This window comes from Lysinibacillus sp. Bpr_S20 (genome assembly GCF_023337835.1).
Taxonomy (GTDB): domain Bacteria; phylum Bacillota; class Bacilli; order Bacillales_A; family Planococcaceae; genus Lysinibacillus.
Window position 1 is genome coordinate 84,261 of record NZ_JALNLQ010000005.1, and the last position, 14,659, is coordinate 98,919.

The window sequence follows — 14,659 nt, forward strand, 5'->3', positions numbered from 1 at the left end:
CCTTATTGTTTCTCCGACTTTTATACTGTAATATCAAAATTGGAAGGGATGGTACAATATGGAGAATAAAATTAATACAGTCTTAAATGCTTGGTATTTGCTTGAAGCGGTTCAACCTAAAACATTACCAAATTTAAAAGGGACATTAAGAGAGTCCCTATTTACCCATAGAAAAAAGGTTCCTAAAATCGCTCCTGTAGCAACTTTAGATCGACCATGGGAAACACATATATTAAGCAACAGTAAGGAAAATGGCATACAATTTCAATATTATATGCAATGTTATGAGCAGTGGCAGTTAGTAGAGAAAATGAGGTTTATTTTTCAGAGTGACGAGGAACTGATCGAGAAGGATGTTTCTATAAATTATAGTTTTACTTTCGCAGTTAATAGTGAAGGGAAGTACATAGAGGAATCGTTATTTATACCGTTTGTCCATTATTTGCTTAAAGAATTCTCGAAGGGCAATGGAAATTCGGATTATGGTGAATTATTGAGTCATTATGAAAGAATTTGTAGGCAGATGGAGCAAGAGACGATTGCTATATTTACGAATGGCGTAGATGAAAAGAGTATTCGTGCATTGCAGCACCAATATACTCAATATTTCGAGGGATTTTCCAAACTTTCTCAGCAATACTTACAAATTACTGTATTCAAAATGGGTAGCCGAAATGAGCAAATGAATCGCAATAGCTTCTTTTTAGCAGATATTGAGAAAGCTTGGAAGCAGGGAAGTAATGCAACGCTTCGTGACTTTATAGTAGGTAATGAGAAACGTACTGATATTGATAATAATCGAGAACTAATAGAGCAAATTTTACAACCTAAAAATTTACCCTTAGGGAGATGGCCATCTCCTGTTGTGCATAGACTCTCGTTAATGCAACAAGTAGCAGTAAATCAAATTATTAATGGTGATGGAAGACTTCATTCTGTAAATGGTCCCCCGGGTACAGGAAAAACAACATTATTGAAAGATGTATTTGCAAATATAGTTGTCCAACGTGCGGTTGAAATGGCTGCTTTTCCAGATCCAAAAACAGCTTTTAGAAAGATAGGAATGTTTGAATTAAATGGCTTTAAAAACATAGTTTATGAAATGAATGAAAATTTAAAAAAATATTCTATCGTTGTTGCATCCAGTAATAATGGAGCTGTTGAAAATATCTCTAAAGATTTACCTAAAAGAAAGGAAATTGCTAAACCTGAAAAAAATGATGAGGGAGTTATTAAGCCAGGAATAAAAAATGAGTATGATCAGAAAATACTGAGTATCTTGAAGAGTTAGACTATTATCCTTCGATAGCTAAAAAACTAATCGATCATTCGGATGAAACTTGGGGGCTATTTTCAGGTATATTTGGTAAATCAAAAAATATTGATAATTTTATTTGGGGTTTGCTAAAAGACGATGGAGATGATTTGTCATTTGTTAAACAATTACAGAGAGATAATGAAATGCTTTCTGCAGAAGACTGGCAAAAAGTTGTGAAAGAATTTAACTCCCTGCTTCATTCAATTGAACAGAAAAAAGATGATTTACAAAAATATATTGAATTAGATAAAGAATTGCAAAAATTAGAAGAAGAATTTCAAATAATGGAGCAAAATCAATCAAAAATAACAATCGATCTATCACAACTGCGAGTACAGCAAGAAGAAATAGAGAGAGAATTAAATACTTTTAAAAAGCCTAATTTCTTATTACGAATTTTAGGTGCAAAAAATCAAGATGAAAAAATATTAAGGAAACGGCAAACACAAATTGAACAAGATTTAATTGAATTGGAGCGAGAAGCTTTAAAAATAAGTAAATATCAAGGTAGTTTGAAAGATCAAAAAGAAAATATAATCCAATCAAGTACGAAATTTAAAGCTGAATATTCTCAAGAAAATTTAGAATTATCGACAGATAAATATTGGGAAGATAGTAATAATGATTACAGGCAACAAAATGTGATTTGGCAAACTGATATACTAAACTATGAGCGTGGCTTACTTTTTCTGATGGCTATGAAAATTCATAAATTATTTTTAATAAAAAATCATAAGATTGTTAGTAGTTCATTAAGGCTTTTTGCTAATCGAAAAGCACTAAACTTGAATAGTAGTGAACATAGAAAGTATCTGAAAAACCTTTGGCATGTAATTCATCTAGTTACGCCATTAATTAGCACTACTTTTGCTAGCTTTGCAAATATGTATAAAGGAATCGAACAAAATTTTATTTCTCATCTATTTATCGATGAAGCAGGACAAGCTAGTCCTCAATTAGCAGTAGGGGCACTGTGGCGATCCAAAAAAGCTGTAATTGTAGGTGACCCGATTCAAATCGAACCAGTGGTGACGATTGATAAAACATTATTAATGGATATTTGCAAGCATTTCAATCTTGAGGAGCATTATATGAGTGCCACAACATCTGTTCAAAGCGTTGCTGATTTAGCGAATCCATATGGTACTTATAAAGATAAAGAAAAAAATCAATGGATTGGTATTCCATTATGGGTTCACCGACGCTGCTTAAATCCGATGTTTTCTATAGCTAATGGTATCGCCTATGATAATAAAATGGTATTAGCCGAAACAGACAAAGTTGGTATTGGTGAATGGATTGATTGCGTAGGAAAAGCAGAGGAAGCTCAGTATGTTAAGGAACAAGCAGAATATATGGCACAGGTAGTATTTGATAAATACAAAGATAAAAATAAATTGCCCAATTTATTTGTTATTACTCCTTTTACAGCGGTGAGGGATGGGCTAAAACAAGCGATTCGTCAAAAACTAAAACCCCTACAAGATCCGAAATTGAATGAATGGTTAGAAAAATCTATAGGAACAGTTCACACTTTCCAAGGGAAAGAGGCAGACATTGTTTACTTTGTCACAGGAACTGATGAACAAACCGAAGGAGCTGCGAATTGGACATGTTCGAAACCAAATTTATTGAACGTAGCTGTAACAAGGGCGAAAAAAGAATTTTATGTTGTAGGAGATTTGAAGCGATTTAGTAGGAAAAATTACTACGATAAAATTATTCACTATATGGATATGCACACAAAAAGTATTTAGGGATTCGCAGGGTGATTAGGGATTTTAGCTAACTATAAGCTTGGTAAAAGTTCTTTTCCATGATGAATTACAAACAATACTAATTGGTTTAGATGCACTTAATAGCATTAATCCAGAAAATAATATTAATCAGCTTATTACGAAAATTGTGGAAAAAGATGAGCAAACGATTCTTGAAAATGCCGATATGTCATCGATTTATCATCATGGTTTTCTGATAATAGTTTGTTCTATATGCTTTTTGTTTAGAGAGAAACCAATTTAATGATGCTATAACGAAGGAAACTGTTCGTTCAATTGGAGGGCTTAATACGTTCCGGACTATTCTATCGAGGATTACTTAAAGGTAAAGAAATATGGGTGGGGAATACACTACATGACGAAGGAAAACTTGCAATATATGATGTTAATAGTGAAGGGTACGAGCAATTTCTCAATTCGGATAATATCACTTTATTAAAAGGTATGCGTTCTAAGCGGAGAGAAAAATAGTGGAACAATCCCTTCTTGGTTGTACTGACGGCTACTTTAATTAAATTTTAATTCACGAAATATAAAAAGACAGTGTTTAATCTACACGTGGTGTTTTGGTAGATTAATCTGTCTTTTTGTTTTAACAGCAACAATCTTTGAGAAAACAGCCTTTATAAAGTCATTCCCGATTTTTAATGATAAGATCTAATTCCACTGAAGAAAGAGATTTAAGGGAGACTCTTTATATATTTCGTGACATTCCCTAAGCAACAACTACCTTGAGGGTTGTTTACCTCACAGCCACAACGGTTTTCTTTAATATTTGCACGAATTTCTTCTAACGGATTAGGAGTAAGTTCATTTTCAATAGAGTATTTAATTTTTTCTTTCGTCCAATCAAAACAATAACAAATCTGTGTACTTAATGCGTCATCCTTTTGATGCACAGCTACCTTTAAATCAGATAGAAGGTACTTCTTATTACTCGTATCAAAATAACGATATGACAATCTTTAGTAGCACAAAAATAGTGATTTTCCATAGCATTTATTGATCCTAATACAGATGGTTTAATCATTGATTTAATGGTTATTAGCTGTACATTTTTTGCTTTATTTCCGCAAGAGGGACAAAAAATAGTGTTTTCAGTACTATTTTTTTTTACGCTATTACAACAATTTCCCATCTTCATTTCACCTCATACATTTTTTCTGCGGTTAAGATTTCGGTTGCAGAACATTGGTTAGTACTCATAGTACGCCTTCTATCAAGTATAAACCATGTACGAAGTCAAAAGGGAGATGGCATCGCTTCATTTTCAACAAGACAGTGAACGTAAAAATGATCAAGAGACCAAAATGTAGATTGTTCTTTTTTTGAAAAGGCTGTTTTCATACGAAAAAAGCCTTTCGAAAAGATTGTTACTAATTCAACTAACCAGCTAATAGTTTGTCAATAATTTTCTGTTAAAAATTTAATAGGCACATGCTATACTAAAAAAGTGCATGACAAATAACCGTCCTAAATTTTGCTTTTGGAAGGTTTTGTTTGATTTAGTTGTACCTACTTATCAAGCTAAATCTTGGTACTTAGTTCTGTTTTTTAATAAGGTAAAAATCCAATGTAATAGTTTATTAATACAAGCTACCATCGCTACTTTAAAAGGTTTTCCTTCGTCACGTTTTTTATCGTAAAATTCACGTAATTTCTTGTTTCGAGGAATGATTGTATCGTCTGTTCTAGTTTTTCTGCAATCTCGTATTGCACAACGAACAGCCATGAACAAGGCATGACGAAGTCTACTTGAACCTCGTTTTGTAATTCGATTTTTGGTCGCTGAAAACTTGCCTGATTCGAAAACACTCGGGTCAACTCCAGCGAAAGCCACAAGCTTTTTAGGATTGTTAAATCGATCTATTTCACCAATCTCAGAAATAATCGTTGCAGCGATTTTTTCACCGATACCTGGGATAGATTTGATAATACTATATTCTTCCTAACTTTGATAGATGCTCTTTGTACTGAAGAAGGATCTTTATATACATATCCAGACTTAAAATATGACTCTGATAAACTGTTTTTTCAAAAGGATTACGAGCTGCAGCGGCTTTAAGCTGTAATGCTTTTTCATTTGCCCATTTAATTGATCTACTCTTACATAGTTCATAAATTTTGTCTGTAATGGATTCCTCACTTGCTTTCAAAATATCTTCTGAAGAAGGGAACTCTGAAAGAGTTAATAGTGAAACATTAGAATATAAATCTCCGAAAACCCCCTTATATTCAGGAAATACCTGTTCAAGGACTGCCTGAAATTGCAACTTAGTTTGAATCATTACGCCAGTTATATTTTCATGTTGTCTAGTAAGATTACGAAGGTTTAATAACTGCACACCACGCTTTTTATATGGCTCTAATTCCTCTTTATAGAACAATTCACAAAGAAGATAGGCATCAATGGCATCCGTTTTTACTTTTCTTAAACTTGAACTTCTTGCCTTATATGAAATTAACGGATTAATGATAATCAATAAATATCCTCGTTCTTCTAAATGATGTATGACAGGAGCACCATAATGTCCTGTAGCTTCTAAAATGATTGTAGGCTTCATACCAGCCTCGTTTTTTACATCCTCTAAAAATATAACAAGGTCATTTAGACCTTCTAAAGTATGAGTTACCTTAAAACTTTTACGATATGGTTTGCCTTTATCTAAGAATGCTTGAACCTGGCTTTCTCCTTTTGAAATATCCAGACCAACGACTGGATTCATTATTAATCTCCTCCTAGAATCATAGTTTGCCAGTTACCCCTAATCCTCCATGCAGTGTCATAGCTTCGCTTGTTATACGAGATCTAAGTCCCAACCAGCCTCAATCATGTTTCTGCAAGTAGGGGGCGAACGGTTTAGTTGACGGGATCAAGCCCCACGTGCAGATACGTTCTACCCTGGCTACTGCTATAATAAAACCATATAAAAAATGGTCAACCAGAAATATCTGGCTGACCTTATAATACGAACGGAGCAGTTTAGTGAAAGAATAGATTGGAGGAAGAGTAATGACAAAAAATTAAAGAAATACACCAACAAGTATGCTCTGTTCCCAAGAATCTCCCACTTCAATCAGACCGTAAGGTTGATAAGTGGGGGTAGTTCAAATGTAATATCCATTCCATTAGAAGTGAAAAAATATCATTCACTTTAACTTCTTTCAGCTGTTATCCGGTAGAGTGTCAACGAATTATGTTGACCTTTTTTAATAGAAGTTATTTATGAATTTGAAAGGGCTGTATTTAAATAAGGTGCTTTCGTTTTAAAACGTGAAAATAAATAACAGCCAATAATAACGATTAATCCACCAATTCCTTGTGTCCAAGAGATGCTCTCTCCTAAAAATAAAAACGCTAAAATTGCAGTGAAAATCGGATTGAAATTAAGGAAAACACCGGATGTTGTAGCCCCTAATTTTTGAATACCTATGCTCCAAAGCACCATACAAACGACAGTGGAAATAAACCCCGTATATAAAAGCGATAGAAGAAAAGAATGATTCACATTGGAAATCGAAAAATCATTAAGGTTAAACGGCAATAATACAAGAAGACCAAATATTCCTGAATACAAATTAGACATTAGTGGCGAAGTAGTTTTCATTGCCCATTTACTACAGACGGAATAAATTCCCCAAACACATACAGCTGCCATCATCCATAAATCACCCAAATTAAAATGAAAAGACAATAATAAGTTGATATTCCCTTTTGAAAGTACGAGAAGAACACCAACTAACGAAAGAAACATTGAAAGAGCTTGAAAAATATTAATCTTTTCTTTTAGAAAAAGAAATGAAAAAAACGCAATAGAAATAGTATTTAATGTTGAAATGAGGCCAACATTCGTCGATGTAGTTCTTTCCAATGCTAAAAATTGAAAGATATTGAACATTAGCACACCTGTAATGCCCATTAAAAATAAAGGGAGAAGGGCATCACGAGAGGGGAGCAACCTTTTTTCTTTCCACCATACCATTGGAAGAAGTGCAACGACGGCAATGATCCATCTTAAGCTTGTCAATGTTAACGGAGAGGCATGAGCAACAAGCGATTTGGCAACTACAAAATTGCCTCCCCAAAGCAAACTAGTTAAAAGCATTAATAAAACATAGACATTCGTCAAATCACGATCTCTCCTTTGATTCTAAAATTTACAATCGAGTTACATTTGATAAAAGAATCATAACATTTTCGCTATTTTAGCAGTAGAATATTTTGTATAATGAACAAAAGTTAAAATAATAGTAAGAATAATAGAGTTTTACGGAATAAAATTAATAAAAATTGTCGGTTGTAGCTGAAATTTCGAATAAAAAAAAGGAGAGCAAATGGCATGGGAACGATAGATAGAAAATTATTGGATAGTGTTGATATGGAAATATTAGATATTTTGCAGAGAGAAGTACAGGTAAGTAATGCTGAGATTGCGAGACGTGTGAATTTATCCCCTCCGGCAACCCATACAAGGATAAAACGTTTAGAAAGTGAAGGGTTTATTGACAAACAAGTTGCTATTTTAAATCATGAGAAGCTGGGATTCGATTTACTCTGTTACGTTTTCATGAGTACCAATATCCATCAAGCTAAGGAATTAGAAGCTTTAGAAAATACCTTGAAAACGATGACAGAAATATTAGAATGTCATTGTTTAACAGGAGAGTATGATTATCTCTTAAAGGTAATTATTAGAGATCGAAAAGAATTAAATAGCTTTATAAGAAAATTAAATATGTTGGGCATTTCTCGAATTCAAACAAACTTATCTTTAAGAGAAATAAAATATTCTACAGTTTTACCAATAGCAGAAGATGACCAATAGAAGTTCTTGTATTTTAGCTTCGTCACAAAAATTGTTTAGGTCAAAAACGTAAACATAGAAACATGATAATTGTAGGAGGTATTATGAAAACATTCATATATATGGTTCGACACGGAGATTCACCAAAGGAAGGGAATGAGAGAACGAGGGCACTCACTGAAAAAGGGAAGTTAGACACGCAACGAATAACGGATATTCTCGTTAAAGAGGGCGTCGATACGGTTTTCTCAAGCCCGTATAGTCGCTCAATCCAAACTGTTCAAGAAATAGCTAATCAAATAGAAAACGAGGTAATTGTATGTGAAGATCTAAAAGAACGAATATTTATTGCTGAAGAGAAACGAATCCCTGACAAGGAATTATTCCCTTTATTACAAAGGTCATTTTCTGACCCAACCTATGCTTTTTAGGGAGGCGAATCAAATATTGATTGTCAGGAACGTGCAATAAAAGTCTTAAAAGAATTATTAAATCAATGTCAAGGACAGAAAGTAGTAATTGGTACGCATGGGGCTATAATGACGTTAATAATGGGGTTTTATGATAGTAGATATGATTTGAACTTTTTATTACATACAACTAAGCCCGACATTTATAAAATGGAATTCGATGGCCAAGAATTGGTCCATGTAAAAAGGTTATGGGAGGTATAAACGCTTGTTACCCTATGAAATGGAAGGGCAAGCTAAAACAGATTCATAAACAAATTAATGAAAATAAATATATTTTAGGTGTTGCTGCAGGTGCTGGAATGACAGCTAAATACGCAGAACAAGGTGGCGCTGATTTTATTAGCTCTAAATAATAAGCATAATCCAACAATATGCACATTTGTGGAAGAGAACAAACTTAAATGACTGTGTTGTTCGAATTCAACGAATTATTAAGGCTGGTAAGTCTATAAATCCTGATAATAAAAATTATTTTTTTGAAAAGCTTGTACCACGGAACACCAATGATAAAAACAGCAATTAAAAGATAAAAAAGATCATGAGTTTGTATCCCGTCTGAAAAAAGAATTAGTGATAATACTATAATTGCCAATACTCTAATTAAGATTATTTTTTTCATTCAAGCCCCTCATTTTTTCAAGAATATTACCGAATGTTTTTAAAGTTGTATTACTATATGGGAATTTTAACATTAATTTCAGGTATTTTCCATATTCTGAAAAAGGATTTAGGGACCGAACGGAAGTTTTCAAGCGAATAAAATAATTAGCTTTTAAAAAAGTTTTCTATTACGGCTACTGGAGATTGTTGTTCATATACTTGTTTACAGCTCCATTTCTGAAGATTTTGTAATTGAAAAAATGTTCAATTACATTAATAAAGCATTGCTACAAAGCAATGCTAAGTTCGAGGGAGTTTCGACAACTTTACTACATTAAAAACAAAGCCTATAAATCCGCAAATAAAGAAAATATATGCTACTAGTAAGGACATAGCTTCTAAGTTGTTAGTAAAGATTCTATATCCTCCTAAAGTAAATAATGCCAAACCGCCAACCGAGCTAATAACTGTTCTATTCTTGTCAGTCAAAAAAACACCTCCAAATAAATGGTATGTATATAGGTTAACATGAATTCGTTTTTTAGTTAACCTAATGTGTTTTTTTCATTGGAGAGTGTCATTAAAACAAAGAACCTTAATAAACAATATGAGTATTTTGTTCAATAAAAAAAGGTAATGAAACCTCATTTCCCTTAATCATTCTTACGTTTAAATGTTAATTCAAAAAAGAAGGAGTGCCGTGGCCTTTTATTCCAGGTGCAAAGATTTATACTAACCTCTATCCTTCTTTTTCATGATCATAAACGACTTTATGATAATCTTCCAAAGGAGTTAGTTTGAATGAAGAAAATTGATTTTTTACAAATTTATGTTAGTACAAGTCTATGAAAACTTGAGGAGTAATCGAAGGGAATTGTTCAGTAAAGTTATTTATCTTTTTGAGGTTTTACAAAGAATGAAATGAAAATAACAGATAGCCCTATAGCAACGAATATTATTGCAATAGATTTATTTGAAATAAATGAATTGTATTCTAGGGAACCAGTTAATCTGCCTGTTCCACTTACAAGCAAGAAGATACCAAAAATAAATATTATATATCCAATTTTAGAATGTGTACCGTCTGTTCTCATTGCATAACACTCCTAATACCTATATTAATAACTTATATGTAGAATAACATAATTGGTGAATGTTTGAAAATGCAGGTTTGTTTAATTCAATTACTGCACACTATGAGTAAAGGGTCACTTTGGATAGGGTGACCCTTAGTAACTAAATTCGAAGGTTCTTAGTTTATAGCCTCAGAAATAGATTTTATGTATTTTGTGGTCTCTCGAAAATTAGTTCATAGTAAGTACCCATCCCAGGTGCAGTAGTAAAGTCAGGAGTTAAGATTTGAATAAATCTCCAACCTTCTTTTGCGTGATTTTTAATTACTTCTCGATAATCTTCGGTAGGTCTGCCTGATATTTTTTTAAACTCAATTTTAACAAACTTATATTCGTACATTAAAAACAGCTCCTTTTTAACCAGATTATAACATAAATAAGCTGCAGCTTTTGCAGACGCTACAGCAAACTAATGAACAATATGAGGAAAATGAAAAAATCCCAGTTCATACTGGGAAAACGGTTTGTCGGGTTCAATAAATATTATTTTTCTGAACAATCTACATGCATTGGCGGTGGAACCAATCACCAACTTTTAGTTTTATTAAGACGTAACATTTGAGGTGCGGTTCATTTCTACGGTGATTTATGCATGTATATTTGTAAGGATTATCGTAGATATGATAAGTGTCTCCGCTAAGAAGTACCTTTTGTGTTTCAGCGTCTATTACTACAAACTTGTGCTATTCTTCTATTTCGTTTTTTTCTATATAAATAATTGAGTGACATTAAATAAGAATTCAAGAAATTGTTTCAGCTTAAAATAAATTTGAGCTGTTTTTTAATATACTATTGGATTACAGGGCGGAAAACCATTAACATCTTGAATCATAAAGAAATCATATTGTTTTAAAGCAAATTGAGTCCGATATAGATATTCATATAAAAGTAGCTTGCCATTTGATACTCCACATAATATTCCTGATGTTCCTTGACCATTGACGAGTGATACGCCTACAGGTTGACCAACTAAATACGCTATTTTTTGTTGCCATGGCATAATCATCATTCCTTTCAGAATATTATATGTTTTCGCGAATTTTTTGTGATGTGAAGAGATTGGACCGATTGGACTGAATGAAAAAAGCCGCAGCGTTTATAGATGTCAACGGAACATGTTAGTTGAATTCGTTATTATGATTAGGAGTAATTTTGAGAAAAACTATTTTTCTCGTGAGGGATTTTAGAATGAGTAATTTTCAAGAAGGTTATTTATGTAGATGTTGTGGAAGTAATCACGCTAAACTTCCGATGAGTTATGGAAGTCCTGTACCTGATTATTATTACAACATACCCTTAGAAGAGCATGAAAGCCGAATAGAGATGAATGAGGATTTGTGCATTATTGACGAAGAGTATTTTTTTATCCGTGGATGTATTGAGATTCCTGTATTAGATGCGGAGGAGCCATTTATTTGGAATGTCTGGGTTTCTTTAAGTGACGTGAATTTTAATAAAACCAATGATTATTGGGAAGTTGAAGGAAGAGAACAAGAACTAGAGCCGATGTTTGGCTGGCTACAAACTTCGATTCCTTGTTATCCTGAAACAACAAATTTAAAAACAATGGTTCATACTCGTCCGGTTGGAGAACGACCTTATATTGAGTTAGAACCAACTGAACATCCCCTAGCCATGGAACAAAGAAAAGATATAGTAATAGAGCGTATAAAACAGATAGCAGAAGACTTATGCGATAATGGGGAACAATAATAACTTTTCTTGTTGCACTAACAGAGGCTTAAATTAAGACTCTATTCATGAAATATCAATCAAAAAAGGCAGATTTAAGCTACACGTTTTGTAGATTAAATTAGCCTTTAATTTTAGGCTATTCTAATGTTAAAACATAAAAACAGAATTAATCTACTAAATGTGTAGTATCAACTCTGTTTTTATGTTTGATATTTAAATCGAATATTTAATTAAAGCACTGTTATTCATTATTTGGCTTTATTATTGGTTTTCCATCCTTATCCAATAACGGAGTGATTCCCCCTGCATATCCACCCCAACTAAATAAATAATGAACCCCTGTTTCTTTATCTATTATTATTCTGTTTCCATTAGCCACACCATTTTCTGAAAGGATTTCTTCAAATCTCTTTTTTGATCCTTTATTCTTATCTGAATCATTATTAAACATTTTTTTCGCCTCCATATTCATTTATATGTAAACACTATTACTGAAATTCCAAATAACATTTTTTATACCACGCTCTTACCTAGTTTAAAAAGGCAACAGTTTTCTTGAAAACTACCCATTCTGCCCCGTTAATAGCAACAATCCTTGGGAAACAGCCTGAATTAAAGAAAATCAGTGAATCGACAGATTAATTTGAATATAATATTTGTAAAGAAAAGAATTAGGGAGATGGTGTAATGAGCGAAATAGATAAACGAAACAGATTAAGCGAAGAACCATTTACTTATCAATTTACGAAAAAAGGAACGGTAGTCATATATTACGAAGGTAAACAAATTAAATTTGTAAAGGATAAGGAGGCTGAGCGTCTGATCACAAGGATAAAAGAAGTCGAAGATGATAGAACGGCAGTACAATTATTGTTAGCTAAAATTACGGGTAATTTTAAACGAGGTAACGAGAAATCTGGTAAAAATAAAAGGAAGTAAGCCTTAGTCTATTTTCGTAAATTTTCGAAGGTGGAAAATGAATATTGAGGATATTTATTGAAAAACTGACAACAACAGTTGTCAGTTTAAAAATGGAATTTTGCTAGCGAACAGTAAACAAGAACGATAGTTGATGTCTTATTTATCTCAAAACTGTTAAAACCTTTAAGTCACTCGTTTATCTTTACTAATTTTCTGCATTGTAAGAATAAGTCCTGTTAAACCAGCGCCAAATGCAGGACCAATACTAAAGATAAGAAATCGCCAATTTCCTGTATATAAGGATATTGTTAGAAAAATAATAGGTAAACCGATTAATGCAAACAAAGAAGCAATTAAGGGTAATCTTTTATTTTCTTGCATTTGTTACACCCCCTTGAAATTTATAAATACATTCAATTTTAACACAAATATTCAAAATAATTACTTTTTTTGATGGATATAAAAGATAAGGTGATTTAAAAGCTATAGTCACGCTATAATTCGAAGTGGCATTTGCCCTTCAATTTATTTCCGACATTTAGAGGAGATTATAGATGAAATATAACCAGATTATTATTGCTGTAGTATTATTCATTGTATTAGGAAGTAGCTATTATTTCGTTGCGATTTCAAAATATGTGTTATCGGAAAAATATAATGATTTTCCTGTTCCTAAAAGCGCTCAACTAACACAGGAAAATGAGTATGACTCTGTATATGAGTGGTCAAAGTCTTCTGATATAAATGGTATTCCATTTAGTTATAGTCTAATCATTTGGGTATATGGTTGGGAAGAGGTAGTTAGAGAAGGTACTTTAACAATTTACGAGAGGGATGGAAACAAGATCCATCTATCAAGCCAGCGAGGGGAAATTAGTATAGGAAGGTGAATACTTTTCCTAAAGCTTTAAAAGCCCTATTTTTAGATAAAAATATATTTAGGAATGCATTATAGGGACGGTGGAAAGAGCTTGAGCCTATTATTGAGTAGGTGGGATAAGTTATGGTTTTGAGAGGAATGTTGGTAAAAAAAGATGGGATTTCCCATCTATGTATACTATTTATCTAGCTTGTTGGATATATTCCTTAGAATTTCGTTTTGCTCCTCCCGTAAGTTGTTTTGTTCTTCTTGCAAGTTAATGAGTTTAAATAAAAACCAAATTACAAATATAAAAAATAATATGACAAGCATTATTCTAATAAAACCCCTTTTTGTTTGATTATACCATAAGTGTATTGAGATTAAGAAAGAAGGAATGACAATCGTGTCAGAAAAAAATGAGCAGTTTCAACAAAATAAAAAAACTGACAACTCATGTTGTCAGTAAAAAGTATTCCTGATACTGGAATACTATATGGATTCTACCTCTCCTTTATGATTTTCTATATTTTATTAAGAATGTATTTTTAGACTTATATGTTAGTTTATTTATTTCAAATAATTAAAGGCTTTCTGCTTTGAAAACTGTATCAAACAGCCATAAAACAAACAGAGGCTAGCTTAAGGACTTTGACGTTTCGTCAAGGTTATTATTGGGTGGGAGATGGTAATGTGAGTACTAAAGAAATGTTTACTTACGAGGTGCAATTAAAAACTGATACGATGAATCAAGTAACAAAAGTAGTAAAAGATTTTAGTCTTATGCACCTGCCCAGTGTTATATAACTTTATATTTTTTGTACCCCAATTAAGCGGGGTACAAAGGGTTAAAACGGATAACACATTTTTTACCAAGTCATTTTTAAAAAAGAAATATTATATTTTAATAAGCTTGAGTATTAGGTTTTTTCATTGCTAAAAAACAAAAACCCCGCCAAATCAATATTTTTACGCTATAATGTAGGACGAGGTGAAGAAAATGTTTGTTAGTGAAAAACAAATCGAAATTCGATATGCTGAGACCGACCAAATGGGCGTGGTGTATCATGCAAACTA

The 14,659-nt window shown here is 32.5% G+C and carries 14 protein-coding genes and 3 pseudogenes; 9 read left to right on the plus strand and 8 right to left on the minus strand.

Features of this window, described 5'->3' with window-relative positions:
- Positions 1 to 58: 58 nt before the first annotated feature.
- From MWJ95_RS14130 to MWJ95_RS14140, 3 genes are all read left to right on the plus strand, one after another.
- The gene (locus tag MWJ95_RS14130) at positions 59 to 1,291 is read left to right on the plus strand and encodes a DEAD/DEAH box helicase family protein (RefSeq protein ID WP_249106167.1); all 1,233 of its coding nucleotides are present in this window, start codon (positions 59 to 61) and stop codon (positions 1,289 to 1,291) included.
- 110 nt (positions 1,292 to 1,401) lie between these two features.
- Positions 1,402 to 3,075 carry a DEAD/DEAH box helicase gene (locus MWJ95_RS14135; protein WP_249106169.1) on the plus strand — a complete coding sequence of 558 codons (1,674 nt, stop codon included), beginning with the start codon at positions 1,402 to 1,404 and terminating at the stop codon, positions 3,073 to 3,075.
- Between the two features lie 360 nt (positions 3,076 to 3,435).
- Positions 3,436 to 3,567, plus strand: a complete 132-nt coding sequence (locus tag MWJ95_RS14140) for a DUF6157 family protein (protein ID WP_249074726.1) — start codon at positions 3,436 to 3,438, stop codon at positions 3,565 to 3,567.
- 209 nt (positions 3,568 to 3,776) lie between these two features.
- On the opposite strand, the pseudogene MWJ95_RS14145 reads toward MWJ95_RS14140, so the two are convergent.
- From MWJ95_RS14145 to MWJ95_RS14155, 3 genes and pseudogenes are all read right to left on the minus strand, one after another.
- Positions 3,777 to 4,234 (minus strand): annotated as a pseudogene (locus tag MWJ95_RS14145) (putative iron-sulfur cluster-binding metallochaperone).
- Positions 4,235 to 4,618: 384 nt separating this feature from the next.
- Positions 4,619 to 5,822: pseudogene (locus MWJ95_RS14150) on the minus strand (IS110 family RNA-guided transposase).
- A gap of 498 nt (positions 5,823 to 6,320) precedes the next feature.
- Positions 6,321 to 7,226, minus strand: a complete 906-nt coding sequence (locus tag MWJ95_RS14155) for a DMT family transporter (protein ID WP_249106171.1) — start codon at positions 7,224 to 7,226, stop codon at positions 6,321 to 6,323.
- Between the two features lie 210 nt (positions 7,227 to 7,436).
- Here MWJ95_RS14155 and MWJ95_RS14160 point away from each other — a divergent pair, with 210 nt between their 5' ends.
- The 3 genes and pseudogenes from MWJ95_RS14160 to MWJ95_RS14170 all read left to right on the plus strand — a co-directional run bounded on the left by MWJ95_RS14160 (position 7,437) and on the right by MWJ95_RS14170 (position 8,727).
- A complete protein-coding gene (locus MWJ95_RS14160) occupies positions 7,437 to 7,922 on the plus strand; it encodes an Lrp/AsnC family transcriptional regulator (protein WP_249074574.1) in 486 nt (161 codons plus the stop codon).
- 83 nt (positions 7,923 to 8,005) lie between these two features.
- Positions 8,006 to 8,575: pseudogene (locus MWJ95_RS14165) on the plus strand (histidine phosphatase family protein).
- Positions 8,563 to 8,727: a phosphoenolpyruvate hydrolase family protein gene (locus MWJ95_RS14170; protein ID WP_249106173.1), complete on the plus strand. Its 165-nt coding sequence runs from the start codon at positions 8,563 to 8,565 to the stop codon at positions 8,725 to 8,727. Before MWJ95_RS14165 ends, MWJ95_RS14170 begins: the two are co-directional and overlap by 13 nt.
- Before the next feature lie 1,134 nt (positions 8,728 to 9,861).
- Here MWJ95_RS14170 and MWJ95_RS14175 read toward each other — a convergent pair.
- From MWJ95_RS14175 to MWJ95_RS14185, 3 genes are all read right to left on the minus strand, one after another.
- On the minus strand, positions 9,862 to 10,068 hold the full coding sequence (locus MWJ95_RS14175) for a hypothetical protein (RefSeq protein WP_249074577.1): 207 nt from the start codon (positions 10,066 to 10,068) through the stop codon (positions 9,862 to 9,864).
- A gap of 184 nt (positions 10,069 to 10,252) precedes the next feature.
- Entirely contained in the window at positions 10,253 to 10,447 is a 195-nt protein-coding gene (locus MWJ95_RS14180) for a DUF4177 domain-containing protein (RefSeq protein ID WP_054771472.1), read from the minus strand.
- A gap of 441 nt (positions 10,448 to 10,888) precedes the next feature.
- Complete coding sequence (locus MWJ95_RS14185; protein WP_249074578.1) at positions 10,889 to 11,107, minus strand: hypothetical protein; 219 nt, start codon at positions 11,105 to 11,107, stop codon at positions 10,889 to 10,891.
- 188 nt (positions 11,108 to 11,295) lie between these two features.
- On the opposite strand from MWJ95_RS14185, the gene MWJ95_RS14190 reads away from it, so the two are divergent.
- Positions 11,296 to 11,820 carry a DUF2199 domain-containing protein gene (locus tag MWJ95_RS14190; RefSeq protein ID WP_249106175.1) on the plus strand — a complete coding sequence of 175 codons (525 nt, stop codon included), beginning with the start codon at positions 11,296 to 11,298 and terminating at the stop codon, positions 11,818 to 11,820.
- Between the two features lie 223 nt (positions 11,821 to 12,043).
- On the opposite strand, the gene MWJ95_RS14195 is transcribed toward MWJ95_RS14190, so the two are convergent.
- On the minus strand, positions 12,044 to 12,253 hold the full coding sequence (locus MWJ95_RS14195; protein WP_249074580.1) for a DUF6440 family protein: 210 nt from the start codon (positions 12,251 to 12,253) through the stop codon (positions 12,044 to 12,046).
- A 236-nt stretch (positions 12,254 to 12,489) separates the two neighbouring features.
- Here MWJ95_RS14195 and MWJ95_RS14200 point away from each other — a divergent pair, with 236 nt between their 5' ends.
- On the plus strand, positions 12,490 to 12,741 hold the full coding sequence (locus tag MWJ95_RS14200) for a hypothetical protein (protein ID WP_249074581.1): 252 nt from the start codon (positions 12,490 to 12,492) through the stop codon (positions 12,739 to 12,741).
- A gap of 165 nt (positions 12,742 to 12,906) precedes the next feature.
- On the opposite strand, the gene MWJ95_RS14205 is transcribed toward MWJ95_RS14200, so the two are convergent.
- Complete coding sequence (locus MWJ95_RS14205; RefSeq protein ID WP_249106177.1) at positions 12,907 to 13,104, minus strand: hypothetical protein; 198 nt, start codon at positions 13,102 to 13,104, stop codon at positions 12,907 to 12,909.
- Between the two features lie 173 nt (positions 13,105 to 13,277).
- Between MWJ95_RS14205 and MWJ95_RS14210 the strand changes: the two genes are divergently transcribed.
- Complete coding sequence (locus tag MWJ95_RS14210) at positions 13,278 to 13,613, plus strand: hypothetical protein (protein ID WP_249074583.1); 336 nt, start codon at positions 13,278 to 13,280, stop codon at positions 13,611 to 13,613.
- The last annotated feature ends 1,046 nt before the right edge of the window (positions 13,614 to 14,659 follow it).

Coding starts and splice junctions, on each gene's coding strand:
- MWJ95_RS14130 (WP_249106167.1), top strand. CDS start 59: ATGGAGAATAAAATTAATACAGTCTTAAATGCTTGGTATTTGCTTGAA.
- MWJ95_RS14160 (WP_249074574.1), top strand. CDS start 7,437: ATGGGAACGATAGATAGAAAATTATTGGATAGTGTTGATATGGAAATA.
- MWJ95_RS14170 (WP_249106173.1), top strand. CDS start 8,563: ATGGGAGGTATAAACGCTTGTTACCCTATGAAATGGAAGGGCAAGCTA.
- MWJ95_RS14175 (WP_249074577.1), bottom strand. CDS start 10,068: ATGAGAACAGACGGTACACATTCTAAAATTGGATATATAATATTTATT.
- MWJ95_RS14180 (WP_054771472.1), bottom strand. CDS start 10,447: ATGTACGAATATAAGTTTGTTAAAATTGAGTTTAAAAAAATATCAGGC.
- MWJ95_RS14185 (WP_249074578.1), bottom strand. CDS start 11,107: ATGCCATGGCAACAAAAAATAGCGTATTTAGTTGGTCAACCTGTAGGC.
- MWJ95_RS14190 (WP_249106175.1), top strand. CDS start 11,296: ATGAGTAATTTTCAAGAAGGTTATTTATGTAGATGTTGTGGAAGTAAT.
- MWJ95_RS14195 (WP_249074580.1), bottom strand. CDS start 12,253: ATGTTTAATAATGATTCAGATAAGAATAAAGGATCAAAAAAGAGATTT.
- MWJ95_RS14200 (WP_249074581.1), top strand. CDS start 12,490: ATGAGCGAAATAGATAAACGAAACAGATTAAGCGAAGAACCATTTACT.
- MWJ95_RS14205 (WP_249106177.1), bottom strand. CDS start 13,104: ATGCAAGAAAATAAAAGATTACCCTTAATTGCTTCTTTGTTTGCATTA.
- MWJ95_RS14210 (WP_249074583.1), top strand. CDS start 13,278: ATGAAATATAACCAGATTATTATTGCTGTAGTATTATTCATTGTATTA.